Here is a 26,030-nt window from a genome sequence, read left to right as displayed (position 1 = left end):
CCATGCTGCTGATCGAATGCCCCTGGTGCGGGCCACGCGCCGAAACCGAATTTTCCTGCGGCGGCGAAGCGGACATCATGCGTCCGCTCGACACTGAAAAACTCACCGACAAGGAATGGGGCGACTACCTGTTCATGCGCAAGAATTCGCGCGGCGTGCATCGTGAGCAATGGATGCATGCGCAAGGCTGCCGCCGCTGGTTCAAGGCGCAGCGCGACACGGTGAGCTATGAGATTCAGGGCTACGAAACGTTCGACCGTCCGCTGCTGAAGATGGACAGCAACGACGGCAACGCACAAGAGGGCAAGACGCAATGAGCCAGAAAGACCGACTCCCGAATGGCGGGCGCATCAACCGCGCATTGCCGCTCACGTTCACCTTCAACGGACGCCAGTATCAGGGCTATCAGGGTGACACGCTTGCTTCCGCGCTGCTCGCGAACGGCTTGCATTTCGTCGCGCGTAGCTGGAAGTATCACCGGCCGCGCGGCATCGTGACCGCGGGCGTGGAAGAGCCGAATGCCGTCGTGCAACTCGAAACGGGCGCGTACACGGTGCCGAATGCGCGTGCCACTGAAGTCGAGCTGTATCAGGGGCTCGTCGCGAATAGCGTGAACGCGAAGCCGAGCATCGAGAAGGATCGCATGGCGGTCAATCAGAAGATCGCGCGCTTTATTCCGGCGGGCTTCTACTACAAGACCTTCATGTGGCCGCGCAAGTTCTGGCCGAAGTACGAAGAAGTGATTCGCGACGCGGCGGGTCTCGGCAAGGCGCCGGAGCAACTCGACGCCGATCGCTACGACAAGTGCTTCGCGCATTGCGACGTGCTGGTGGTCGGCGGCGGGCCGACGGGTCTCGCGGCCGCGCATGCAGCGGCGTTGTCGGGCGCGCGCGTGACGCTCGTCGACGATCAGCCGGAACTCGGCGGCTCGCTGCTGTCGTGCCGCGCGGAGATCGACGGCAAGCCGGCTTTGCAATGGGTTCACAAGATCGAAGACGAATTGCGGCAAATGCCCGGCGTGAAGATTCTGTCGCGCAGCACCGCGTTCGGCTATCAGGACCACAATCTCGTGACGGTCACGCAGCGTCTGACCGATCATCTGCCGGTGTCGCAACGCAAGGGCACGCGCGAACTGATGTGGAAAATCCGCGCGAAACGCGTGATTCTCGCGACCGGCGCGCATGAACGGCCCATCGTGTTCGGCAACAACGATCTGCCTGGCGTGATGCTCGCGTCGGCGGTGTCGACGTATCTGCATCGCTATGCGGTGCTGCCGGGACGCGACGCGATCGTGTTCACGAACAACGACGACGGCTATCAATGCGCGCTCGATCTGAAAGCAGCCGGCGCGCAAGTCACGGTGATCGACCCACGCGCGGGCGAATCGAAGGGAACGTTGCCCGCGCTCGCACGCCGCTATGGCGTGAAGGTGATCAGCGGTGCGGTGATCACGGCGGCGCACGGCAAACTGCGCGTGGCTTCCGTCGATGTCGCTTCGTACGCGAATGGTCAGGTGGGTGCCAAGCAAGGCGAGTTGCCGTGCGATCTGCTCGCGATGTCGGGCGGCTGGAGTCCCGTGCTGCATCTGTTCGCGCAATCGGGCGGCAAGGCACACTGGCATGACGACAAAGCCTGCTTCGTGCCCGGCAAGGCGATGCAGCCGGAGACGAGCGTGGGCGCCTGCAATGGCGACTTCACGCTGGGCCAGGGCATTCGTTTTGCCGTCGATGCCGGCGTCGAAGCCGCGCGCGCCGCGGGCTATATCGTCAAGCGGCCGAACACCGTGCAAGTCGCCGAGATCACCGAAGCGAAGATGCAGCCGCTGTGGCTCGTCGGCGGACGCGAACTCGCCACGCGTGGGCCGAAGCAGTTCGTCGACTTCCAGAACGACGTATCGGCCGCGGATATTTTCCTTGCCGCGCGCGAAGGCTTCGAGTCGGTCGAACACGTGAAGCGTTATACCGCGATGGGCTTCGGCACCGATCAGGGCAAGCTCGGCAACATCAACGGCATGGCGATTCTCGCGCAGGCGCTCGGCAAGACGATTCCGGAAACCGGCACGACGACGTTCCGCCCGAACTACACGCCGGTCACGTTCGGCACGTTCGCGGGGCGCGAGCTCGGCGAGTTTCTCGATCCCGTGCGCAAGACGGCGGTGCACGAATGGCACGTCGAAAACGGCGCGGAATTCGAGGACGTCGGCAACTGGAAGCGCCCCTGGTACTTTCCGAAGAAGGGCGAAGACCTGCATGCGGCCGTCGCGCGCGAATCGTTCGCGGTGCGCACGAGCGTCGGCATTCTCGATGCGTCCACGCTCGGCAAGATCGACATTCAGGGCCCCGATTCGGCGAAGCTGCTGAACTGGGTCTATACGAATCCGTGGAGCAAGCTCGAAGTCGGCAAGTGCCGCTACGGTCTGATGCTCGACGAAAACGGCATGATCTTCGACGACGGCGTGACCGTGCGCCTCGCCGACCAGCACTACATGATGACGACCACGACCGGCGGCGCCGCGCGCGTGCTGACGTGGCTCGAACGCTGGCTGCAAACCGAATGGCCCGACATGCGCGTGCGCCTCGCGTCGGTCACCGATCACTGGGCGACCTTCGCCGTGGTCGGCCCGAATAGCCGCAAGGTCTTGCAGAAGGTTTGCCACGACATCGACTTCGCGAACGCGGCCTTTCCGTTCATGAGCTATCGCGAGGGCACGGTCGCGGGCGCGGCGTCGCGTGTGATGCGGATCAGTTTCTCGGGCGAACTCGCGTATGAAGTGAACGTGCCGGCGAACGTCGGGCGCGCGGTGTGGGAAGCGTTGATGGCCGCGGGCGCCGAATTCGACATCACGCCGTACGGCACGGAAACGATGCACGTGTTGCGCGCGGAGAAGGGCTACATCATCGTCGGCCAGGATACCGACGGTTCGATGACGCCGCATGACGTCGGCATGGGCGGGCTCGTCGCGAAGTCGAAGGACTTTCTCGGCAAGCGTTCGCTCACGCGTTCGGACACGGCGAAGGCGGGGCGCAAGCAACTTGTCGGACTGCTCGCGGACGATCCGTCGTTCGTGATACCCGAAGGCTCGCAGATCGTCGCGGGGCCGTTCCAGGGCGAGACCGCGCCGATGCTCGGACACGTCACGTCGAGCTATTACAGCCCGATTCTCAAGCGCTCGATCGCGATGGCGGTCGTGAAGGGCGGCCTCGACAAGATCGGCGAAACGGTCACGGTCCCGCTTTCGAGCGGCAAACAGATTGCAGCGAAGATCACCAGTTCGGTCTTCTACGACAGCGAAGGAGCGCGTCAACATGTGGAATGAAACGAAAACGGCGGCGTCGGTGGTGGATCGCGCCGTCGGCAAGCAGACCGGCGTGTGGCAGGAGTCGCCGCTCGTGGGCGTGGATGCGCTCCTGAAGAAGCATCAGGCTTCGGCGACCGCGGCATTCAGGCTGAGCGAGCGGCCGTTTCTTCAGCTCGTGAATGTGCGCGGCGATACGCGCGACGCCGCGTTCGTGCAGGCAGTCGAACAGGTGCTCGGCTGCAAGCCGCCGGAGACACCCAACACGATCGCGCGCGGCAACGGCTACGACATGCTGTGGCTCGGCCCGGACGAGTGGCTCGTGCGCTCGGCGATGACGCACGACGCGACGCGCACAGCGCCGTTGCAAGCGGCGCTCGGCACTGCGTTTGCAGGGGTATTCGCGTCGGCGGTGGACATCGGCAGCGGTTATACGGTGCTCGAAATCAGCGGCACGCGCACGCGTGAAGTGCTGTCGCGCGGCTGTCCGCTCGATCTTCATCCGAAGCTGTTCGGCGAAGGGCAGTGCGCGCAAAGCCATTATTTCAAGGCGTCGATCACGCTCGTGCCGACCGGCGCGGACAGCTTCGACATCGTCGTGCGCCGCAGCTTCGCGGATTACTTCGTGAAGATCATGCTCGACGCAGCCGAGCCGCTGATGTCGTGACTGCCGTCACGCCGCGAGCGCTGCTCTCACGTGCCGCTCGCGGTTTTCCCGTTGCGGGACTCACATGACGTCGACCCGTGTCGTCACCGCGCGACTCACCGAGCGCGCGTGCCACCAAGGCGATGCCGATGCCGCGCTCGCGCTGCTCGATCAAAGCATGCTGCTGCGGCACCGGCGCATTGCGCTGATCCGCTATCTGCTCGCGCAGCAACTCGGCGCGCCGTTGCAGGCGCGGCATCATGACTATGTGCGGAAAGTCGCCGCGCGTTTGAGTGCGGAGACGCTCGCGCGCATTGCGGGCGCGGCGCGGGCGCGCATGCGTTCGTAGGCGTGGGCTTTCGATTCGGCGTTGTGATGTGTTGGCCGCGCTGTTACCGGGCACTGACCACGCACCTCTTTTTGGTTCTAGCGAGACGCATCCGCGAGCGAGTGCATTCAGCCTACGCAGGCTGCTCTGGAAATGACGCGCTTGCTGTCGAACCGCTCGCGGCCTCGATCGCGACAATCGCCCGCTGCGCGGACGGCGACAGCGCGCGCTGCGTCAGGCTGACCACGGCGAATTGCGCGGAAAGGTTGAATATCGCCGGGACCGTCAACTGCACGAGGCTGCCGGTCTGCAATTCGTTCTGCACCGCGCGCGTCGGCGACAGCAGGACGAGATCCGAGCGACGCGTGACATGAACCAGCGCATGAAAATCGTTGGTGACGACCTGAAAGCGCAGGTTCTCGCCCGGCAGACAACCGAGAACCTCACGCATCCTTTGCTGCGCACTATGCGGCGCGCGCACACAAGCGAGCGCGGCTTGCCGCAGACGTTCCACTGTCATCTCGCCCGCCAGCAACGGATGCTGCGGACGAACGAAACAGCCGGCAGGCTCGACAGGCAAGCGGTGAATTTTCAGTTCCGCGGAGAGCGGGGCGTAACGATGTTCGACCACGACGAAGTCGAGCCGCTCCGTGCGCAGCGATTCGACCAGCGCTTCTCCTTCATTGACTTCCGCGTTCACGCGCAGCCCAGGCCAATCGCGATTGAGCGTGCAGAGCACCTCCGGCAGCATGATCGCGGCCGGCAGCGGCCCAAGCCCGAAGTCCACACTCCCCACTTCATGCTGCTGTAGAAGAACCAGATCGCGGGCGAGGCTGTTGGTCTCGAACAGAATGCGCCTTGCCCGTTCGGCCACCATCTGCCCCGCGGCGTTCAGTTTGACGCCGCGCGGGCCTCGCTCGCACAGCGGCAAGCCGGCTTGCGCCTCGAGCGCCTGAATGCTGCGCGTCAACGCGGGTTGCGACAGGTGAACGCGCCGCGCCGCGGCGGCGAGCGACCAATCGGCTTCGTCCGCGCTCAGCGATAACCACGCGACGTCCGCGCCCGCCTTCACGCATCGCTCGCGCCATTGGGCGAGGAGGGTGGTCTTGCCGTAGCCCGCGCTCCCGGTGACGAGCGCAAGCGTGGCGTGCCGCATGCGCTCGAGATGCGTGAGCAGGTCGGCGCGCCGGACCGTTTTCGAGCCGATGCGCGGCGGCGAAAACCTCGTGGATGCCACTTGTCTGGTGAATGCGGTCGTCAAGTCGTTACCCGATCAGTGCCCAGTCCGAACAGCCATTGTCCCTAGAAAATCGCGCGCGCCGCAATCGGAGCCAACGTCAGGAGGCAACGTCAGGACCGTGCCTTCGCGTAAAAAAAGCCGCAAGAAAAAAAGGAGGCGATCAACTTAACACAACGTCCTCACGACGCCCTTGTTCCATCCGGATGACGTATTTCTTCTATGTGGCCGATTTATGTCGGCGTCTACTGAAAACGCTGCTCGAAACATCACTCGCGGCCGTCGCCGCATCATTCAGGGGATGCCATGCCTACCGTTTCTCAGCCTCGCGCAACTGCCGCCGCGCGACTCGAACGGCTGCCGTTCTCCGGTTATCACCGGACCATCTTCATCATCATCGCGATTGCGTTCTTCTTCGATTCCGTCGATCTCGGCACGATGACCTTCGTGCTCGGTTCGATCAAGACCGAATTCGGCTTGTCGACGGCAACCGCGGGGCTCGTCGCGAGTGCGAGCTTCTTCGGCATGGTGGGCGGTGCGGCCGTGGCGGGACTGCTGGCCGATCGCTTCGGACGCCGGCCGGTTTTTCAGTGGAGCATGGTGCTGTGGGGCCTCGCATCGTATCTCTGTTCGACGGCGCAAAGCGTCGAAGCGCTGATTTTCTATCGCGTGCTGCTCGGCTTCGGCATGGGCATGGAGTTTCCGATCGCGCAAACGCTGCTGTCGGAATTCGTTCCCGCTTCGTCGCGCGGACGCCTGATTGCGTTGATGGACGGCTTCTGGCCGCTCGGTTTCATCACGGCGGGCGTGGTGTCGTACTTCGTGCTGCCCGCCTATGGCTGGCGCACGGAGTTCGCGTTGCTCGCGATTCCGGCCGTGTTTGTGCTGATCGTGCGCCGTGTCGTGCCCGAGTCGCCGCGTTGGCTCGAACATCGCGGACGTCGCGGCGAGGCCGATAAAATTCTCGCCGACATCGAGGTCAAGGTGATGAAGGCCGCCGGTCTGAGCCGTTTGCGCGAGCCGGTCATGCTGGTCGAACCGGTGGCCGCCAAAGGCGCGGGCGCGTTTCGCGAGATCTGGAGCGCGGCTTACCGGCGTCGCACGATCATGGTGTGGACGTTGTGGTTCTTTGCGCTGCTCGGCTTTTACGGATTGACTTCGTGGCTCGGCGCGTTGATGCAGCAGGCGGGCTTCGCGGTGACGAAGTCGGTGCTGTATACGGTGCTGATTTCGCTCGGCGGCATTCCCGGATTTATCTGCGCGGCGTGGCTGGTCGAGCGTTGGGGACGCAAGCCGACATGTATCGCGTCGCTCGCGGGCAGTGCGGTGATGGCCTACGTCTATGGACAAACCGCGCTGCACGCGCAAACGCCCACGCTGCTGATTTGCGCCGGTCTCGCGATGCAGTTTTTCCTGTTCGCGATGTGGGCGGTGCTCTACACGTACACGCCGGAACTGTACGGCACCGGCGCGCGCGCGACGGGCTCCGGTTTCGCGTCGGCAATCGGCCGCGTGGGCTCGCTGATCGGGCCGTACGTGGTCGGCGTCGTGCTGCCGATGTTCGGACAGGGCGGCGTGTTCTCGCTCGGCGCAATGTGTTTCGTGATCGCGGCCGCGGCTGTGTGGATACTCGGCATCGAAACACGCGGACTCGCGCTGGAGACGCTCGTCTCGGAAGCGGTGGAGACCGACGCGCACGGCGTGCTGAGTCCGGTGCGCGATTGACGACCCACCCGCGAAGAGCGCAGTCGTTGTCGGCTGCGCTCTTCACAGCTAACCGGGCATCGGCGCTTACTGTTTGCTCGCCACCAGTGCCGACACGATCCGATACGCAGCGCTTACGCGGTCCTCGATCGGGAAATTCCTGTTGGCAAGCAAAACGACGCCGACGTGTTTCTGCGGAATGAAGGCAACGTAGGTGCCGAACCCATTCGTCGAACCGGTTTTGTTGATCCACACATTCTGCTGCGGCAGCAAGGGCGGCTCGATTGCGATGACCGGCGTCGCCGTGGTGGCCATCGCGGGCGCATTGCCTTCGTGCAAGGTCGTCAACGTGACGGGATACGCGTACTGCTCCCATATCAGGTCCTGCGTCAGCACGCCGGCCTTGAAGTAGCCCGTGTGTGTCGCCGTGATCGCGCGCTGAAGCTGGCTGTCGACGTCGATCAGATTCATGTTCGCTTGCACGAAACGCAGCATGTCGGCGGCGGTGGTCCTCACGCCGTACGCTTCGTCGGCGAGCACGCCGCCTTTCATGCGGATCGGCGCGCCGTCCTTCGTGTAGCCCTGCGCGTAGTCGGACATTTTCGTCGGCGGAACATGGATGTAGCTGCTCGTCATGCCGAGCGCCGGAAACAGGCGCTGCTCCATCAGCGACGCAAAGTCCTGATTCATGCTTTTCGCCGTGATCAGACCGAGCGTGCCGATCCCCGGATTCGCGTAGGTACGATACGTGCCCGGCGCGTAGGCCGGTTTCCATGTGCTGAAGTACTGCAACAACTGCGCGTTGTCGTGGATCTCGTCGGGCACCTGGAGCGGCAGACCGCCGGGCGTGTGCGTGGCGAGATTCAGCAGGCTAACCTTGCCGAATGCGCTGCCTCGCAAGGACGGCAAGTATGTTTGCGTCGGGTCCGATAGCCTCAGATGGCCGTTCAACTGCGCATATTCGGCGAGCGTCGCGGTGAATGTCTTGCTCACGGAGCCGATTTCAAAGAGCGTGCGCTGCGTGACCGGCTTGCCGGTTTCCGCCGATGCCATGCCGTAGTCGAAGACGTAGGTTTTGCCATTGGCGACGATTCCGACCGCCATCCCGGGCACATGATGTTTCGCGATTAGCGGCTCGATTGCGGAGTCCACTACGGATTTCACCTGGCGTTCGGCTTCGCCTTCGCTTGCCGCGCGGCTTGCCTGCGCAGGTGCGCCCAGCGCAAACAGCAGGGTGACCATCAGGCTCACGGCTTTTAGCTTCATGTGCAATGCTTCCTCGAACGGTTATCGGCGGGTGTCCAGACGCAGCACTATCCCGCTTTGGCAAAGCGCTGACAATCGACGATAACTTATGCGAGGGTCAAGAAAAACTGAGGGCGTGCAGTTGCAGTTCGCGGTGAGCGCAATACGGTCTCCTCGCAACCGTAATCGCGCCGTTGGAAAATGCTTACGGTTCCGCGATAGAAAACCAGTAATCGAACTTATCGAACATTCCGAGCATTTCCCGGAACTTCGCTTTATCGCCGTCGAACTTCACCTTACCCGTCTCGGACAATTGCTGCAGCTTCACATTGCCGAGCGCGATGTCGTCCAGGGTCGACTTGTCGAACGTGATCGTTCCGTCGGCATGCTCCAATGGACGGCCTTCCACATAGTTCATCACACCGTTGCGCACGGTAAGCGCAAATTGCTTCTTCACGTCGGGGAGGATCAGATTGAACGCATAGTTTTTATTGGCCGCGCGCGGGCCGTTCAGGTGGATCGCCAGGAAGTCGAGGAACATTTCCAGCGACATGGCCGTGATGATGTCGGGTGCCGCCGTGTTCACGCCGGCCATCTTCTTCACGCCACCGCGCAACTCGTGAGCGCCGCTCAGATAAACATTGCGGACGGTGCCCGATTCCGACTGATAGCCCAACTGTTCAAGTGCATCGGCTTCGAGACGCCGCGCGGCCTGATTATCAGGTTGCGCGAATACCAGCTTGTTGGTGATGGTGGCGACCCATCGGTACTCGCCTTTGCTATAGGCGTCACGCGCGTTCGCCATGATCTTGTCGGCGCCGATAAGCTCGACGTATTTCTTCGCTTCCTCGGTGGGTGGAAGCGGATCGAGGTTCGCGGGATTGGCATCCCACCATCCCAGGTAGAGTTGATAAGTCGATCTGACGTCGTGTTTCAGATTGCCGTAATAGCCACGGTTATAAAATTCCTTGGCGAGCGAATCGGGAAGCACGAACTGTTCGGCGATTTCATGCATGGTCAAGCCTTCGTTGGCCATGCGCAGTGTCTGATCGTTGATGTACTTGTACAGGTCCCGCTGTTTCGACAAATGCTCGACGACGCGTTCATTTCCCCACTGCGGCCAATGGTGGCTTCCGAAAGACACCTGAGCGTCGTTGCCGAACATGGCAATGGTTTGATCGAGCGCCGCAGCCCACTTCTGCGCGCTTCTCGCCTTCGCGCCTCTGAGCGTCAGAATGTTATGCAACGAATGATTCGCGTCTTCGGCGAGATCGAGCGCCTTGAACTGCGGGAAGTAGAACAGCATCTCGGCGGGCGCTTCGGTGCCTGGCGCCATCTGAAAGACGACGTCGACGCCGTCCACCGTCAGCTTCTCGCCCGTCTTCTTGATGAGGCGGTTCGGTTGAAGCAGCGTGAGCGTGCCGGTCGCATTGACGAGGCCGAGGCCGCTGCCGACCGTACCTTTCGGGTCTTTCTCGAGAAGATCGCCGTACATGTACGACGCGCGGCGGCTCATTGCGTTTCCAGCGAAAATGTTCTCGCTGATTGCTTCTTCCATGAAGCCTTCCGGCGCGATCAATGGAACCTTGCCCGAGGCCACGTCTTTTTCGTCGACCACGCCTCTGATGCCGCTGAAATGGTCGACGTGGCTATGCGTGATGATGACGGCGCTAACCGGCCGGCGTTCGACCTTTTCATTGACCAGTTCCAACGCTGCCTTCGCTGTCTCGGCTGAACTTCCGGTATCGACGACGATCCAGCCGGTCGCCCCTCGAATAAACGTGATGTTGGCCAGGTCGATATTGCGCACCTGATAGATGCCGTCGACCACCTTGAACAGGCCGTTCATCGTCAGTATCTGCTCCTGACGCCACAGGCTTGGGTTCACCGTGGGCGGAGCTTCGGTTCCGGGGCGCAGGAAAGCATAGCGTGTGAGGTCGACCACCGTGCGCCCCGACGCGGTGGTCAGAACTGGTTGCGGCAGGGACGATATGAAGCCGCGTCCGGCATCCTCGAAATCCCGCTTGTCTGCGAGATTCAGGTAACTCGCGATCTGCTGGTTCACCTGCCTGGTCTGTGTCGTTGCGTCGTTTCTCGCGGGACTAGTCGCGCCTGCTTCGTTCGATTGTGCATACGCCTGCGCACCTATGCTTAACGGCAACACCCATGCTAACCATTTCATCTTGCCTCCGGGCCTACGCTAGCGGTTCGCCAACAACATCCATCTGCGGACAACGAGTCCTCAGAGAGCTTTCAATACTCCTGATCTAATCTGGATGTTGGGTAGGAGGAAGTCAAGAACGAGATGCGTGACCGCCTGACGGCCTCACGGCATCATGATTCGCAAACAGAATCGGGCGGCTGACGCAATGCGCTAAACGGTCACACGTTCGCGCTTTCTGAAGGGCGCACCGTTCGCGACGAAGTAGGGCGTGTCCACGCGCGCCAATGCCTCGCGTCCACGAATCCGATCCGCGATCTTCTCGGCCAGCATGATGGTCGGCGCGTTCAGATTGCCCGTGGTGATAAGCGGCATGATCGACGCATCGACCACGCGCAGCCCCTCCATGCCATGCACGCGTCCTTCGTTGTCCACCACGGCCATGTCGTCGTAGCCCATCTTGCACGAGCACGAAGGATGAAACGCCGTCTCGGCGCGTGCCCGCACGAAAGCGTCGAGTTGCGCGTCGGTAGTCAGCTCGGCGCCGGGATTCAGCTCGCGTCCGCGATAACGCTCCAGCGCCCGCTGCCGCATGATCTCGCGTGTGATGCGAATGCCGTCGCGGAGCTCGCGCCAGTCGAGCGGATCGGCCATGTAGTTAAATAGGATGCTCGGATGCGCCGCCGGATCGCGCGACGTGAGCTTCACGCGTCCGCGGCTTGGCGAACGCATCGAACCGACATGTGCCTGAAAGCCATGCATCTTGATCGCGTTCGAGCCGTTGTAATTAATCGCGACCGGCAGAAAGTGATACTGAATGTTCGGCCACAAGTCGTCGTCGCGTGTACGGATAAAACCGCCCGCTTCGAACTGATTGCTCGCGCCGATGCCGGTGCCGTTCACCATCCATTCGAGCCCAATAGCAGGCTGATTCCACCATTGCAATGCGGGGTAGAGCGAGACGGGCTCCTTGCATTCGTACTGGATATACATCTCCAGATGGTCCTGCAAATTTTCGCCGACGCCCGGCAAGTCGTGGACGAGCGGAATGTCCAGTTCGCGCAGCCACGTCGAGCGGCCCACGCCGGAGCGTTGCAGCAATTGCGGCGATGCAATCGCGCCGCTGCAGACCAGCACTTCGCGGCGCGCATGCGCGTTGATGGCCGCGCCATGCTGCAGATACGCGACGCCGACCGCGCGCTTGCCGGAGAACAGCACGCGATCGGTCAGCGCGTGCGTGACGATGGTCAGGTTCGAACGCGCCTTCGCGCGATCCAGATAGCCGCGCGCCGTGCTCGCGCGCCGGCCTTTGGGCGTGACCGTGCGATCCATCGGGCCGAAGCCTTCCTGCTGATAGCCGTTCAGATCGTCGGTGCGCGGAAAGCCGGCCTGCACGCCGGCTTCGACCATCGCCGCGAACAGCGGATTGTTGCCGGGCTTGCTGGTGGTCACATGCACCGGACCGTCGCCGCCGTGATACGCGTTCGGGCCTACGTCGCGCGTTTCGGCTTTACGGAAGTACGGCAGGCAGTCGAGATACGTCCAGTTTTCGAGGCCTGGGTGCTGAGCCCAACCGTCGTAATCGAGCGCGTTGCCGCGGATATAGCACATGCCGTTGATCAGCGACGACCCGCCGAGTCCCTTGCCGCGTCCGCATTCCATGCGACGGTTGTCCATATGCGGCTCGGGGTCGGTCTCGTACGCCCAGTTATAGCGGCGCCCTTGCAGCGGATAGGCGAGGGCGGCGGGCATCTGCGTGCGGAAATCGAAGCGGTAATCGGGACCGCCCGCTTCGAGCAGCAGCACAGTGACGTCGGCGTCTTCCGTGAGACGCGAGGCCAGCACGTTGCCCGCCGAACCCGCGCCGACGATGATGTAATCGTATTCGTTGGAACTCATGGCAGCGCTCTCAGAACACCGGTTGATAAGGGCCCAGCTCGACCTGCACGGACTTGATGCGCGTGTAGTGCTCGAGTGTCGTGATGCCGTTTTCGCGGCCCACGCCGGATTGCTTATAGCCGCCCACGGGCATTTCGGCGGGCGACTCGCCCCACGTGTTGATCCAGCAAATGCCTGCTTCCAGCCGATGAATCACGCGATGCGCACGCGAGAGATTTTCCGTCACGACGCCCGCGGCGAGGCCATACGCGGTGCGATTCGCGCGCTCGATGGCTTCGTCTTCGTCGTCGAATACGAGAATGCTCATGACCGGCCCGAAGATTTCCTCGCGCACGATTCGCATGTCGTCGTGGCAGCCGGTGAAGATAGTTGGCTCTACGTATTGACCTTGCGCATAATGATTTTCTGTCAAACGCTTGCCGCCCGCGATCAAACGCGCGCCTTCTGTAACGCCGCTTTCTATATAGCCGAGCACCTTCTGCAATTGCGCGGCGCTCACGAGCGGGCCAAAGTTGGTGGACGCCTCGGTCGGCGCACCGACGCGAATACGCTTCACGCGTTCGAGCAGCAATGCCTCGAAGCGCTCGATCACATTGCGCTGCACGAACACGCGCGTGCCGTTCGTGCAGACCTGGCCCGAGCTGAAGAAGTTGGCGCTCATCGCGATGTCGGCGGCGCGTTCGAGATCCGCGTCGTCGAACACGAGCAACGGGGACTTGCCGCCGAGTTCCATCGTCACTTCTTTCAACGACGACGCGCCCGCCATCGACATCACCTTCTTGCCCGTTTCGACGCCGCCCGTGAACGAAATCTTTTCGATGTCCGGATGCGCGGCCAGCATCGCGCCCACGCGGCCGTCGCCTTGCACGACGTTGAACACGCCAGGCGGCACGCCGGCTTCGGTGTAGATTTCGGCGAGTTTCAACGCAGTAAGCGGCGTGACCTCGCTCGGCTTGAAGATCATTGCGTTGCCTGCGGCAAGCGCGGGCGCGGACTTCCAGCACGCAATCTGAATCGGATAATTCCATGCGCCGATGCCCGCGCAAACGCCGAGCGGTTCGCGCCGCGTGTACACGAACGACGACGGCCGCAGCGGAATCTGCTGCCCTTCGATAGCGGTCGCGAGTCCCGCGTAATACTCGATCACGTCCGCGCCGGTCACGATGTCCACCGCCTGCGTTTCGGCGATCGGCTTGCCGGTGTCGCGCGTTTCGAGCAGCGCGAGTTCGTCGTTGCGCTCGCGCAGAATCTCGACCGCGCGGCGCAGGATGCGCGAGCGCTGCATTGCCGTGCGCGCGGCCCACTCGCGCTGACCGTCGCGCGCGGATTGCACCGCGCGATCGACGTCCGCGGCACTCGCCTGCTGCACGGTCGCGAGCGTTTCGCCGGTGGCGGGGTCGACGGTGTCGAAGGTTTCACCGCTGGTCGCGTCGACGTAAGCGCCGCCAATGTACAGACGTTGCGTTGCGAATACCGCCATCATGTGCTCCTTGGTAGAGATGTCGCCGGCTGCTGCGCGCGTTATTCGCGCGCCGCCAGAACCAGGTCGATGTATTCGTTGGCGACGCGCAGCGCCGCTTTCGTGTCGAACGGTTCGCCCGACAAGGCGCCACGCAGCCACAATCCGTCGATCAATGCCGCGAGACCGCTGGCCGCGCGCCGCGCCGCCGCACGCGGCAGCGCTTTAGAAAAATCCGCGCACAGATTGGAGTTCAAGCGGCGCGTGTTGACATACTGCAGACGCCGCAATTGCGGCTTGTGCATGCTCTCGGACCAGAACGCAAGCCAGGTCTTCATGACGGGCGCGCTGGTTTGCTCGGCATCGAAATTGGCGGCGACGACCGCACGCAGTTTCGAGCGCGGGTCCGTTTTTGCCGCGCGACGGCGGCGGGACGTGGCCTGCCACAAATCGCGCAACACATGGCGCATGGTGGCTTCGAGAAGACCGTCCTTGTCGCCGAAATAGTGGCTCACGATGCCGGTGGAAATGCTCGCGCGCTGCGCGACCGACGCGAGCGTGGCGCCCGCGAGGCCGGTCTGGTCGATGGTGAGCAGCGTCGCGTCGATCAACTGCGCGCGGCGAATTTCGCGCATTCCGAGCTTGGGCATGGCGTGACTGTAAAGATCAGACGGTTGGCTGCCGGCACCTCGCCCGCAGGTTCGATCGACGCATGGTAGTTTTTTTATATTGAACGGTCAATCAATAAAAACCTGCGAAGAAGGGGCATGTCGGTTTCGGCCAAACTCGTGTCGGGTTCGGTGCAGGTGGTTGACCGCGGCGGGCGCTACGCTCGTTGAACGGCGTGCGGCGCACAGTGCCGCGCACCGCTCACAAGACATGGAGACATTCAATGAGCAGCAATCGCGGCGTCGTCTATCTGGGGCAGGGCAAGGTTGAAGTGCAATCGATCGACTATCCGAAGATGGTCGACCCACGCGGCCGTTCGATCGGTCACGGTGTGATTCTGAGGGTGGTCAGCACGAATATTTGCGGCTCCGACCAGCACATGGTGCGGGGCCGCACGACCGCGGAAGTCGGCCTCGTGCTCGGCCATGAGATTACCGGCGAAGTGATCGAGGTCGGCCGCGACGTCGAGACGCTGAGCGTTGGCGATCTCGTCTCCGTGCCGTTCAACGTGGCATGCGGACGGTGTCCGACCTGCAAGTCGCAGCATACCGGCGTGTGCCTGAACGTGAACCCGTCGCGTGCGGGCGGCGCTTATGGGTACGTGGACATGGGCGGCTGGATCGGCGGCCAGGCCGAGTACGTGATGGTGCCGTATGCCGACTTCAATCTGCTGAAGTTTCCCGACCGGGCGCAGGCGATGTCGAAGATTCGCGACCTGACGTGCCTGTCCGACATTCTGCCGACCGGTTATCACGGCGCGGTCATGGCGGGCGTGAAGCCGGGCGCTACGGTTTATATCGCAGGCGCCGGGCCGGTCGGCATGGCGGCGGCCGCGTCGGCGCGTCTGTTGGGCGCGGCGTGCACGATCGTCGGCGACATGAACGAGGAGCGCCTTGCGCATGCTCGCAAGATGGGATTCGAGACCGTCGATCTGTCGAAGGATGCGACGCTCGGCGAACAGATCGAGCAGATTCTGGGTAAGCCGGAAGTGGATTGCGCGGTGGACTGCGTGGGCTTCGAGGCGCACGGCCACGGCAGCAGCGGCTCGCACGAGGAAGCACCCGCCACTGTGCTGAACTCGCTGATGGAAATCACGAGGGCTGCGGGGGCGATCGGTATTCCGGGGCTCTATGTCACCGACGATCCGGGCGCCGCGGACGCTGCCGCGCGCAAGGGGAGTCTGAGCATCCGCTTCGGGCTCGGCTGGGCGAAGTCGCATTCGTTCCACACGGGCCAGACGCCGGTGATGAAGTACAACCACAATCTGATGCAGGCGATCTTGTGGGACCGTCTGCCGATTGCGGACATCGTGAACGTGACGGTGGTGTCGCTCGATCAGGCGCCGGACGGTTATCGCCAGTTCGACGGCGGTGCGCCGCGCAAGTTCGTGATCGATCCGCATGGGCTGTTGAAGGCGGCTTGAGCTTCGGACGAAGTTTCAGACGAAGTTAAAAGCCTGTAGTAAGGAAACGCGTTGAACGTGGTCACGTTCAACGCGTTTTTTGCTTGTGACGAGCGATCCCAAAAACATGGGAGTCGGGCGATCTGCCAGGGTTACGCCGTCATAAGCGACGAGGCTCGCGATGGGTGGAACCGAACTGAAGACGGATTCGTTTCAACGGTGGGTGATGTACCGTAAGGATGCCTATGGAAGTGGGCGTATCTTTCTTTCTACCGAGCAGAAAGAGGCGGTTGAAGAGGGCAAGAAGTTCTCACAACGCGCATATGCCGATGTGTGGGCTAAAGACGCGGCGCTGGTTCGGCGGGTCCGCGCGTTTCTCGCGACGAATTTCTATTGGCACGAGCGGTTGGCAAAGAATGGCGCTGACGTTGAGGTCGTAGAGACGTTGCAGTCGATGATCCGTGGCGAGAGTGTTGTGCTGATTGCCGAGCAATCGCGGACGGGAGGCGCGGTGGGCAATCCGGTGCCTAAGCCGGAGAGGGTCCCGAGCTTCCGCAGCTCGTTAATGAACGATTGCGGAATGTCCTACGATGCCGCGACGGCATACATTGACCGCTATAACGACATTGTGGACCGGGCGAATGCGGTTGCAGATCGCTATGCGAATGCTGAGTCTTCGTCACTGGCCGACGCTGTGAGTGACCTTACGGAAACGGCTACGCCGCTTGGCGATGCGCAGCCGTTCGATTACGCGCCAGATCCGGTGAGCGGCGACATAGCGGAACTGGCGGCTAGTACGAATAATCCACGCTATGCGGCGAAGATGCTTGGCTACGACTACAAAACGTTCGGGACTATGCTCCACAAGTTCAAAGATGCCAATCGTCTTGGACCAGCGGATAACAGCATCTTTCACGACAATGGCAACGTGGAATTCAACGGGAAAATATTTGAGGACAGCATTCACGACTATGCACCATAACCAGTCTTCAACATCAAATGCGAGCGCGGACGCCGGAGCCTACGCGTCTTTCCTGATAACCGGAGACGCCGTATCACCGGAATTCTGGACGCAGTACTTTCAGATAACCCCTGACACCGCGATCGTCAAAGGAAAGTCATTTGCCCTTCCTTCCGGAAAGTCCAGTAAGGCTTTGGGGAAAACGGGCCTGTGGGGCGTAAGCAGCGAATCGGCGGTAGAAAGCGATTTGCTGGAACCGCATTTGCGGTATCTCATAGCGCGCCTTGGTTTGCCCCGCGAGGGTTTGAAGGAGATCGTGCAACAGAACGGTGCGAAGGTTGGGTTCTCCTGCTTCTGGTTCAACCCCTCAGGAAACCGTGTACCCGACGTGCCCAACGACATCCGCTCAATAATCGAAGCAATGCGCGGAACGATCGAAATCGACGAATATCGCTAGCTGCCTGTTCATGCTCGTCGCGGAAACGGCGGTGGCCGATGTCCAGCCTCGCGTGAAATGCCTGTCCTGCTTGCCGCGGAATCATTGCCCAGTTTCGAGTGAAATACACAACGTCCGACGCACTCGCATCAAGAGTCGGGTGATCGGCGGTCTCGCCGATCGGCGCCGTACTTTCACCGGATTTCATCGGCTACCTTTTACTGGCGAGGCGGCACCACTGATACGGATAGGTGCCAGCCCCGATGTGTCCTTTGTATAAGACGCACGACGCAACGTCCAGCGAGAACCCATAGTCCGCGAGGGCCGCTTGCGAGTCCGCCATCTCGCGTGCATTTCTTGGCACATCGTATCGATCTTTGTCCCAATAGCCTGGTATCAATGCGTAGACCGGCCCTCCCCGCGAGCGTGCAATTTCATGGATCTTGTTATCGAAGGCGGGTCGAGCCTGCGGAAACGCCGAGCGGGTGGTGGCAAAGGCGACATCCTGCGGGAATAGGGGGACCATCCAGCCGAGCGGCGGATCGCCTGCTGTGAGCAACACGGTCGTTTTTTCAGGCTCTGCGAGAGGCGGCAAATCGATAGAGAACATGTTTCTAGCCCACGACTCATGGCCCCACGAATGTGCCCCGCCGATCAGGACGAGGACCGAGCACGCGATAAGAATTCTCTTGCAGATCCGCTGTGCTCGTTCGTAAGCAAGCATCTGTCCGAGCAGCAGGTAGATCACCAGCGGCAAGCACACTTCGACCGCGACCAGATATCGTTGAATGCTGAAGAGCTTCATCCAGACGACGAAACCGATAACGACGTATGCGATAACGTAACGGCCACGGCTTGGCAACAGCGGCCGGGCGGAGCGTTTAAGCGCTCGCGCGCCGCAATAGATGACCCAGGACCAAAAGCATACGTAAGCCACAGCCCAGATGATCTGATGCAGGCGAGCCTGAGCGACCCTGTGCGGGTTGATCGAGAAGATAAAGGGATAGGCCAGTGCCTCCCAAAGATTCTTTGGAAGCCACTGCGTGTCAACCACAGACACGGGAGCCGTAAGCGGACTTGGAAAGACTGAACTGAACTGCGGATAAAGGGGGTTCCCGTACCGGGTCCAAAGCTCCGCGAACCAAAAGCCGCCCGTCATGGCGAGGCCGGCAAGAACGCCGAGTCCGAATACGAACGCAGCGCGGAAGCGAGCCGGGATTGATACCGGTGCGAACAACAGGCCACCGCAGAGGGCGACGGAATAGACGACGGTCGTTAGTTTGAGACCGGCACCTGCGCCTGAAACGATGCCGCCAAGGAACAGCATCGCGATTACGTGCACACTGGTCTGCGCGAGTCGCGGCCATATCCTCAGGACGATGAGTAAAGCGCCCAGACTGACGAGCGAGGTGGTGTTGTCTCCCATGCTGTTGCCGACGGCAGACAGGAAGTTGGCGGTCACACAGCCAGCGAGCGCGAGCCAGAACGGCGCGCGATAGCGCAGCGATTCAGGGAGGTCGGACAGTGTCAGGCGACAAATTCCGAGGACGAGGACGAAGTTAAGACCGTGGATTACCCCCATAATGAACCCGACCAGCATCGCAGGTAAATGCATGGTCATCAGGTAATAGGGAACGTCCAGCAGCGGATTAAAATAGCTTTGCATCCCCGCTGGAGCCAGGTCAACCGCGAGTCTGCCGTGCAGAAACGCGTAGGCGTTGTATAGATGGTAGTTGCGGAGGTCCCAATTCGAGTCGGCACCCTGACCGAGCGAATAGAGACCAAAGATAATTGGCACGATCCAGCATGCGTGCATCAGCGCACGAGGGCTGTTCATATTGACGCCTCGAAGCCAGTGCATTCGTTTTTGTATGGTTGAAGCGTTCATTTGGTGGGCGTTGAGTCGGCCTACTTAGGAAAGGCCCAAAGCTTGGCCGCAAAGAAATTCACGAACATTCCGGCGACAGAGCCGCATGCGACGCCGACAAGCGGCAGCCACGAACTGCGAGAGTCCGACAATATGACGAGCGTGTATGCCGCGTAGTTGACGCTGGCCCCGGTCAGCATCGACAGCAAATAGCGCCACCATTCAACCCAGGCAGAGCGTTCAGCACGCTCCCGGAATGTGTATCGCCGGTTTATTTGCCACGTCACCCAAACGGCGGCGAGAAAGGATATGACGCGGCCGAAGAATGGTCCCAGTCCGCAAGCAAGTGCAAGGTACAGCACGCCTGCGTCCGCTGCAAAACCGACGACGCCTGCAACGGCGAATCGAATGAACTGCGAGTTCACCATGCGCGGCGTGGACCGGGGATCGCCAGATAGGCAAGGCGCTTCGATTCAGTGCGTCCGTGCGTGACGGTGTCGAGTACGATCCCACATATCAACAGAATCGCGCCGAACAGCATGAGGGCGACGCAGAGCAGAGCGGTTGGCAAACGTGGTACAAGCCCCGTGCCGATGTATGTCTCGAATAGCGGAATTGCGAGCAGGATCGAGACAAGCGCGCAGATGCCAAAGCCAATTGAGAAAAAGGCGAGGGGTCTTTCAGTTTTAAAGAGCCTGGCGATAGTGATGAGGATTCGAAGTCCGTCGCGATATGTATTGAGCTTGCTGGCTGAACCTTCGGGACGAGCCTTATACACGGTAGGAGTCTCGGCTACCGGCATACGTAGCTCTAGCGCGTGCACGGTTAGTTCGGTTTCTGTCTCGAAGCCGGACGCGTGCGCCGGGAACGACTTCACATAACGACGCGAGAAGACGCGGAATCCGGACAGCATGTCGGAGAAAGTGCGGCCGAAGATGCCAGCCACGCACCGGGTCAGAACGACGTTTCCAAATCTGTGCCCAAATCGATAGGCCGCTTGCTCTTCCGAGATACGGGTGCCGACAACCATATCCAGTCCTTCGTCGAAGAGCGTCGCAACCATCTGTGGCGCCGCGTTCGCATCGTAGGTGTCATCGCCGTCCACAAGAACGTAGATGTCGGCTTCGATGTCAGCGAACATGCGCCGGATGACATTGCCCTTGCCACGAAGTGCCACGGTGCGGACATGCGCGCCAGCATTCCGCGCTACTTCTATGGTCGCGTCGGTCGAGTTGTTGTCAAAGATGAAGACCTCGCAGCAGCGCGGTTTTGAAATCACGGACAACGTTCGCGATGGTTGACGCTTCATTGAGGCAGGGAACAAGTACGGCAATACGAGGTTCAGTCGGTGCGGACATGCGATGAGCTAGAAGTACCCGGTTTGAAATGCGCAATTACGCGCTCGCACATCCGCCTGCGGACTGGCTGGTGATGGAGCGCGACTACACCACGCAGTCGATCGATACCGCCGCGCTCGAGCCGGATAACGCGAACTGCTGGTATGACGCCGACTCGCACGCGCTTCACATGATCGTGCCGACGCAAGGCCCTGCGGAAGTGGCGCAAAGCGTGGCGGAGATGGTCGCGAAGTGCCGCTTCGCGGTGAAGAGTGTATTCCTTCACCCGTGCTACACGGTCGGTTATGGATCGAAAGATCACTACAACATGCCGTTCTATGGTCTTGTCGCTGCGATGTATGGCGATGGCCGACCGGTGCGCCTCGCTAACGATCGCTACGAGCAGTTCCAAAGCGCGCTCAAACGCCATGCGTTCAACATGAAGTACCGCATTGCTGTCGACAGAAAGACGGGACTGCTTCAGTCGTTCAAAGGCGATCTCGAAGCTAATGGCGGCGGGCGCATGAACTTTTCGCCGTCTGTGGCGATGGTCGGTGCGACCGCCGCGCAATCGATCTACTACTTTCCGAAGAGCGATCCCACTGCAACCGCCATTGCGTCGCGCGCAGTCGATGCCGGCTCTGCGCGCGGCTACGGCACGCTGCAAAGCATGGCCGCAACCGAGACGATGATCGACGAAATCGCCGAACAACTGAAGCTCGACCCAATCGATTTCCGCCTCACGAACGCGTTGCGGTCGGGAATGAAGAATACGCAGGGCGCAATACCGGCTGGCGCTGTTCGCGTCGATGAAGTTCTGCAAAAGGCAAAGTCGCATCCATTATGGAAGAACCGCACGCAGAAGAAAGCGAAGTACGAAGCGGAGCATCCCGGCAAACGCTATGGCGTGGGCTTCGCGTGCGTGCAAAAAGACTTCGGCACAGGCGCCGAATGTTCGTTCGCCAAAGTCGAGATGAGTGAAGACGGCAAGATCACGCTGCATCATTCGGGCTCGGAAATCGGCACGGGTATGTCGACATCGCAAGCCATTGCCGTGGCGAAATGGCTCGGCGTGCCGGCGTCGACCGTGCATTTCGCGTTGGCCGACTGGCCCGATCTTCCGGTAATCACGAGCGGTGATCCTTACCTGATGTCGCAGGCCGATCAGGATCGCCTTTCGAGGAATCCGCGTTGGTCGCCCGGCTTTATGTCGCCGTCGAGTGCGACTAACTCGGCCTATTACTTCACGCACAGTACTCGCGAAGCAGCGCGCGTTCTTTTTGTGCACGGCTTATGGCCGGCGGCGATGTCGATATGGTCGAGCGGCGCGGGCGGCGGTCAGGCCGCATCGCTTGTCGTGCGCATAGAAGACGCGCGCTGGGTGAACGGCAAGCTGTCGGCGGATGGACTCGAAGCATTGCCGTTCGAGCAGATTGCGAAAAAGGCGCACGAACTCGGACTCGTGACGGGCGCCACCGTGCATGTATTCAATCGCTGGCAATGGGCCGAGGCCGAGTTCGAAGTCGGCGGCAAGATAGAGCGCCTGCCAATCGACGGACTGTCGCTTCGCTACGGCAACGGCGCAATGCCGAACGGCCAGAAGTCCGCGACGACGTCCAACAGCTATCGTGTGCTCGATCGAAAGCGCGTGTTCATTCCGCCCGTGCAGCGCAATAACGCAATGGTCACGTACTACAGCGCGGTCGGCACGCTCGTCGAACTTGCAGTGAACGAGTCGAGCGGCGAGGTCGAAGTATTGACGCATCACTCCATTCTCGAATGTGGCAACCAGTTGTCGCCTCAACTGGTTTCGGGCCAGTTGCAAGGCGGTCTTGCGATGGGCATCGGTCATGCGCTGCATGAGTATTTGCCGCTCTACGAAGACGGCCCCGGCAACGGCACATGGAATTTCAACCGCTATCGTTTGCCACGTTCGACGGACGTTGCCGTATGGAGCCAGACGAGTGAAGTACTGCCTCCGCTAACAGAAACCGACCCGCCAAAAGGCATTGCCGAAGTGGTGATGATTCCGGTCGTCGGCGCCATCGTGAACGGCATCGCGCATGCGGTTGGACATCGTTTCCGCGACCTTCCCGTTACGCCACAAAAAATTCAGGAGGTGCTCGCATGACACTGCCCAAATCCGATTCCACAGAAGTAGCCTCCGCAATCGCAAGCGTTGCCGAAAAGCCGCTGACGCGTTACGCCATGCAACCGGTGTCGATGACGGTCAATGGCCGATCCGTCGGGCCGATCCGCGTACCGGAGCAGCTCATGCTGATCGACTTTCTGCATGAGTACCTCGGGCTGACAGGCTCACGCCTGGGATGCGGCCAAGGCGTGTGCCACGCATGCGTCGTCATTCTCGATAACGCCGATGGCAGCAGTGAAGAAGTGCGATCGTGCATTACCGGCGCGAGTTTTTTCGACGGCAAAAAAATCCGTACGGTCGAAGCTCACGCGACGTGTGACGAGAGCGGCAAGCCCGTCGCGCTGTCGCCGGTCCAGCAGAAGTTTCTCGAACACTTCAGCTTTCAGTGCGGATATTGCACGCCGGGATTCGTCAACGCGACGACGGTGCTGATCGAGCGCCTCAAGCGTCAGCCCATTGAACGCAGCAAGGTCGAGGAGACGATCACCGAGGCGCTCAACGCGCATATTTGTCGCTGCACGGGCTACGTACGCTATTACGAAGCGGTGAAGGACCTCGTGCTGAACACAGCCGGACTGGTGAGGAACGTCTAAAGATGATTTCCCACACGAGTACTTTTTCGTTGTTTCGCGCGGCGTTGGTGACACTCGCCGCGGCGATGTTGACAGCCTGCGGCAATGCACCTGATGCTGCCGCCCAGCGCACCGCGACTACACAAGATACGCACGACGCCGCCTTGATCGCCCGCGGCCGTTATCTAGCCAAAGCAGCGGATTGCGCGGCATGCCACACGTCGCCCGATAGCGCGCCATTCGCAGGAGGCGTGAAGCTGGCCTCGCCGTTCGGTACGTTCTATGGATCGAACATCACGCCGGACAAGCAGCACGGCATCGGACAATGGAGCGCCGACGAGTTCTACACTGCGCTTCACGACGGCAAGTCGCCCAATGGCCAACTGTATCCGGCGATGCCGTATACGTCGTATCGCCAGATGTCTCGCGAGGATAGCGACGCGATCTACGCATACCTGATGTCGCAAAAGCCGGCGGCCGTCGCGAGCCGCGAGGCCGATCTGTCGTTCCCGTTCAATGTGCGTTTCGCCGTGCGCTTCTGGAAAATGCTGTTTCTCGAAGACACGTTGCCCGATGCATCGCAGGGTCATTCGGCGGACTGGACTCGCGGACGTTATGTCGTGAACGCGCTCGGACACTGTACTGAATGCCATACGCCGCGGGGCCGCTTCGGGCAACTCGACCTCACCGCGCCCTTTGCAGGCGGCACGCTTGGCCGGGTCATCGCGCCGAGCCTCACACCGCAAGGACTCGCCGAGCGCGGATGGTCCGCGGCTGATCTCACGACGTATCTCGCAACGGGCATCGCGTCGCAAGGCTCGGCGTTTGGCGAGATGCATTCCGTCGTGCATCTGAGCAGTCAGTACATGACGCCGGACGATTTGCGCGCGGTTTCGACGTACCTGCTCGGTGATCGTCCGAGTGAGCCGGTGCGGGTGCAAGCCGAAGCGGCGCAGTCGGGCCAAGCTACTCAATTCGCGCCGGGCCGTCGCCTCTATCTGTCTCTATGCGCAGGCTGTCATGGCGCGGATGGAGAAGGCGTGCCTCACGTAGCCGTACCGATGCGTGGAAACTCCACCGTCCGTCAAAGCAATCCGCACAATCTGATCGTGTCGATGCTTGATGGCATCGCCGAACAAAGCTTCCCCGGACTCGAACGCATGCAGGCCATGCCCGGCTCTGCGAGCAAGCTGAGCGACGACGAACTGGCGCAACTCGCGAACTATTTGCGGGCGACATGGGGCGGGCAACCGGCTGACGTAAGCGCGGATTCGGCACGCGGACTAAGGCATTAATCCGCGTGAAGCGATCAAAGGCGGTATAAACCTTGGGGAGTGCTGAGACGCTTCTCAGGCCGCCATCACCGGCGGCGAAGAAAGCGACGGCGCCTGCTTGCGACGCTCGCGCGTAGGCGCGGTGCCGAATGCATCGCGATAGCTCTTCGAAAAGTGGCAGGCCGACTGGAAGCCGCACGCCATCGTAATGTTCATGATCGACATGTCGGTTTGCAGCAGCAGTTCGCGCGCGCGCCGCAAACGCAGCGTCAGATAGTAATGCGTCGGGGTCATCCCGAGATGCTCGCGGAAGAGGCGTTGCAATTGCCGTTGCGACATGCCGGCAAGCCGCGCGAGTTCCTCGCGCGATAGCGGCTCTTCGATGTTGTTCTCCATCAGCGAGATCACTTCGAAGAGCGACTTGTTGGCCGAGCCGAGCCGCGCGACGAGCGGCATCTTCTGTTGCGCGCTGGTATCGCGCACATGCTCGACGATGAACTGCTCGGCGATCTGCGTGACGCGTGCAGTGCCCACACGCGGTGCGATCAGGTTGAGCATCATATCGAGCGGCGCGACGCCGCCCGTGCAGGTCACGCGATCGCGATCTATCACGAAGAGTTCTTTCAGAAAGCGCGTGTCGGGAAACTCTTCCTTGAGCGCCGACATGTTCTCCCAATGAATCGCGCACGCATAGCCCGCTAATAGTCCGGCGCGCGCGAGCGCATACGTTCCGGTGCACAGGCTCCCGAGCACGCAACCCATGCGCGCGAAGCGGCGCAATGCCGACAGATGCGCAGGCGTGGTCGCGCGCTGCACGTCGATGCCGCCGATCACGAACACGATATCCGGTTGGCCGACGCATTCGACCGGACCCGTATCGACCGACAGCCCATTGCTTGCGGTCACCGGCCCGCCTTCGGGACTCACGATCGACCAGCGGTAAAGCGTTTGCCCTGTCAGGTAATTCGCCATGCGCAGCACTTCGATCGCGTTGGTGAATGCGATCATCGTGAAGTTCGGGACGGGCATGAAGGCGAAATGCGACAGTGACGCCGTGCGATCGGTGGACATGATGAGGAATGATTCCTTCGAATCTATAGTGCCGCGTCGCTGTGGGGAACTGCGACTTATGTAATTTTGAGGACTAGCGCAACTACCATGCCATCAGGCTAAACCCTCGGTTGCCTATGCTTGCCCATCAAACAGATAAGAAACGGCACCAGAAGCGCGCGGCGGCCATCGCGAACCGCACCGCAAACGCGCACTGCGTTCAGCCACAGTGCAGCATCGCGTCGCCAGCGAACGACCGTTCGGCATCGGCGCGATGATCCGCCGGCGGTATGAACCAAGGGAACCGCAGAGGCGACTTGTCGAAAAAGGTCGCCT

Annotated in this window: 19 protein-coding genes and 2 pseudogenes; 11 read left to right on the top strand and 10 right to left on the bottom strand. The window is 61.3% G+C overall.

Annotated features, from left to right (window positions below; translation table 11 throughout):
• Positions 1–2: 2 nt before the first annotated feature.
• The 4 genes from BGRAMDRAFT_RS27635 to BGRAMDRAFT_RS27620 all read left to right on the top strand — a co-directional run bounded on the left by BGRAMDRAFT_RS27635 (position 3) and on the right by BGRAMDRAFT_RS27620 (position 4,290).
• Positions 3–317 (top strand): sarcosine oxidase subunit delta, encoded by a 315-nt coding sequence (locus BGRAMDRAFT_RS27635; protein ID WP_006052193.1) that lies wholly within the window; start codon positions 3–5, stop codon positions 315–317.
• Positions 314–3,316, top strand: a complete 3,003-nt coding sequence (locus tag BGRAMDRAFT_RS27630; protein ID WP_006052192.1) for a sarcosine oxidase subunit alpha family protein — start codon at positions 314–316, stop codon at positions 3,314–3,316. The genes BGRAMDRAFT_RS27635 and BGRAMDRAFT_RS27630 overlap by 4 nt, the downstream gene beginning before the upstream one ends.
• Entirely contained in the window at positions 3,306–3,962 is a 657-nt protein-coding gene (locus BGRAMDRAFT_RS27625) for a sarcosine oxidase subunit gamma (RefSeq protein ID WP_006052191.1), read from the top strand. The genes BGRAMDRAFT_RS27630 and BGRAMDRAFT_RS27625 overlap by 11 nt, the downstream gene beginning before the upstream one ends.
• Positions 3,963–4,026: 64 nt before the next feature.
• On the top strand, positions 4,027–4,290 hold the full coding sequence (locus BGRAMDRAFT_RS27620; RefSeq protein WP_006052190.1) for a hypothetical protein: 264 nt from the start codon (positions 4,027–4,029) through the stop codon (positions 4,288–4,290).
• A gap of 112 nt (positions 4,291–4,402) precedes the next feature.
• Here BGRAMDRAFT_RS27620 and BGRAMDRAFT_RS27615 read toward each other — a convergent pair whose 3' ends face one another.
• The gene (locus tag BGRAMDRAFT_RS27615; protein ID WP_232292377.1) at positions 4,403–5,506 is read right to left on the bottom strand and encodes a LysR family transcriptional regulator; all 1,104 of its coding nucleotides are present in this window, start codon (positions 5,504–5,506) and stop codon (positions 4,403–4,405) included.
• Positions 5,507–5,812: 306 nt separating this feature from the next.
• Here BGRAMDRAFT_RS27615 and BGRAMDRAFT_RS27610 point away from each other — a divergent pair, with 306 nt between their 5' ends.
• Positions 5,813–7,231, top strand: a complete 1,419-nt coding sequence (locus tag BGRAMDRAFT_RS27610) for an MFS transporter (protein ID WP_006052188.1) — start codon at positions 5,813–5,815, stop codon at positions 7,229–7,231.
• A 66-nt stretch (positions 7,232–7,297) separates the two neighbouring features.
• Here BGRAMDRAFT_RS27610 and ampC read toward each other — a convergent pair whose 3' ends face one another.
• The 5 genes from ampC to betI all read right to left on the bottom strand — a co-directional run bounded on the left by ampC (position 7,298) and on the right by betI (position 14,624).
• On the bottom strand, positions 7,298–8,476 hold the full coding sequence (gene ampC, locus BGRAMDRAFT_RS27605) for a class C beta-lactamase (RefSeq protein ID WP_006052187.1): 1,179 nt from the start codon (positions 8,474–8,476) through the stop codon (positions 7,298–7,300).
• Between the two features lie 184 nt (positions 8,477–8,660).
• On the bottom strand, positions 8,661–10,637 hold the full coding sequence (locus BGRAMDRAFT_RS27600) for an alkyl/aryl-sulfatase (RefSeq protein ID WP_006052186.1): 1,977 nt from the start codon (positions 10,635–10,637) through the stop codon (positions 8,661–8,663).
• A gap of 192 nt (positions 10,638–10,829) precedes the next feature.
• A complete protein-coding gene (gene betA / locus BGRAMDRAFT_RS27595) occupies positions 10,830–12,515 on the bottom strand; it encodes a choline dehydrogenase (RefSeq protein WP_006052185.1) in 1,686 nt (561 codons plus the stop codon).
• Positions 12,516–12,525: 10 nt separating this feature from the next.
• The gene (gene betB / locus BGRAMDRAFT_RS27590; protein ID WP_006052184.1) at positions 12,526–13,995 is read right to left on the bottom strand and encodes a betaine-aldehyde dehydrogenase; all 1,470 of its coding nucleotides are present in this window, start codon (positions 13,993–13,995) and stop codon (positions 12,526–12,528) included.
• Positions 13,996–14,036: 41 nt separating this feature from the next.
• Positions 14,037–14,624, bottom strand: coding sequence for a transcriptional regulator BetI (betI, locus tag BGRAMDRAFT_RS27585; RefSeq protein ID WP_006052183.1), 588 nt, complete (start codon positions 14,622–14,624; stop codon positions 14,037–14,039).
• Positions 14,625–14,866: 242 nt separating this feature from the next.
• On the opposite strand from betI, the gene fdhA reads away from it, so the two are divergent.
• The 3 genes from fdhA (at position 14,867) to BGRAMDRAFT_RS27570 (ending at position 17,463) form a co-directional block, all read left to right on the top strand.
• Positions 14,867–16,066 carry a formaldehyde dehydrogenase, glutathione-independent gene (gene fdhA, locus BGRAMDRAFT_RS27580; RefSeq protein WP_006052182.1) on the top strand — a complete coding sequence of 400 codons (1,200 nt, stop codon included), beginning with the start codon at positions 14,867–14,869 and terminating at the stop codon, positions 16,064–16,066.
• 160 nt (positions 16,067–16,226) lie between these two features.
• Positions 16,227–17,027, top strand: coding sequence for a hypothetical protein (locus BGRAMDRAFT_RS34070; RefSeq protein WP_006052181.1), 801 nt, complete (start codon positions 16,227–16,229; stop codon positions 17,025–17,027).
• On the top strand, positions 17,017–17,463 hold the full coding sequence (locus BGRAMDRAFT_RS27570; RefSeq protein ID WP_006052180.1) for a DUF4279 domain-containing protein: 447 nt from the start codon (positions 17,017–17,019) through the stop codon (positions 17,461–17,463). Before BGRAMDRAFT_RS34070 ends, BGRAMDRAFT_RS27570 begins: the two co-directional genes overlap by 11 nt.
• Positions 17,464–17,653: 190 nt before the next feature.
• On the opposite strand, the gene BGRAMDRAFT_RS27565 is transcribed toward BGRAMDRAFT_RS27570, so the two are convergent.
• The 3 genes and pseudogenes from BGRAMDRAFT_RS27565 to BGRAMDRAFT_RS27555 all read right to left on the bottom strand — a co-directional run bounded on the left by BGRAMDRAFT_RS27565 (position 17,654) and on the right by BGRAMDRAFT_RS27555 (position 20,667).
• The gene (locus BGRAMDRAFT_RS27565; RefSeq protein ID WP_006052179.1) at positions 17,654–19,279 is read right to left on the bottom strand and encodes a hypothetical protein; all 1,626 of its coding nucleotides are present in this window, start codon (positions 19,277–19,279) and stop codon (positions 17,654–17,656) included.
• 71 nt (positions 19,280–19,350) lie between these two features.
• Complete coding sequence (locus BGRAMDRAFT_RS27560; protein ID WP_006052178.1) at positions 19,351–19,737, bottom strand: GtrA family protein; 387 nt, start codon at positions 19,735–19,737, stop codon at positions 19,351–19,353.
• Positions 19,731–20,667: pseudogene (locus tag BGRAMDRAFT_RS27555) on the bottom strand (glycosyltransferase family 2 protein). Before BGRAMDRAFT_RS27555 ends, BGRAMDRAFT_RS27560 begins: the two are co-directional and overlap by 7 nt.
• Positions 20,668–20,710: 43 nt before the next feature.
• Here BGRAMDRAFT_RS27555 and BGRAMDRAFT_RS27550 point away from each other — a divergent pair.
• The 3 genes and pseudogenes from BGRAMDRAFT_RS27550 to BGRAMDRAFT_RS27540 form a co-directional block, all read left to right on the top strand.
• Positions 20,711–22,777 (top strand): annotated as a pseudogene (locus BGRAMDRAFT_RS27550) (xanthine dehydrogenase family protein molybdopterin-binding subunit); the annotation flags it as partial.
• Positions 22,774–23,391, top strand: a complete 618-nt coding sequence (locus BGRAMDRAFT_RS27545) for a (2Fe-2S)-binding protein (protein ID WP_006052175.1) — start codon at positions 22,774–22,776, stop codon at positions 23,389–23,391. The pseudogene BGRAMDRAFT_RS27550 and the gene BGRAMDRAFT_RS27545, both read left to right, overlap by 4 nt.
• Before the next feature lie 2 nt (positions 23,392–23,393).
• Entirely contained in the window at positions 23,394–24,665 is a 1,272-nt protein-coding gene (locus BGRAMDRAFT_RS27540) for a c-type cytochrome (RefSeq protein ID WP_006052174.1), read from the top strand.
• A 54-nt stretch (positions 24,666–24,719) separates the two neighbouring features.
• Here the strand turns inward: BGRAMDRAFT_RS27540 and BGRAMDRAFT_RS27535 are convergent, their stop codons facing one another.
• Positions 24,720–25,715 (bottom strand): GlxA family transcriptional regulator, encoded by a 996-nt coding sequence (locus BGRAMDRAFT_RS27535; RefSeq protein WP_006052173.1) that lies wholly within the window; start codon positions 25,713–25,715, stop codon positions 24,720–24,722.
• Positions 25,716–26,030: the final 315 nt, after the last annotated feature.

It is taken from the genome of Paraburkholderia graminis C4D1M (assembly GCF_000172415.1).
In the GTDB taxonomy this organism is placed as follows: domain Bacteria; phylum Pseudomonadota; class Gammaproteobacteria; order Burkholderiales; family Burkholderiaceae; genus Paraburkholderia; species Paraburkholderia graminis.
This window is presented reverse-complemented; position numbering and strand designations above follow the sequence as displayed.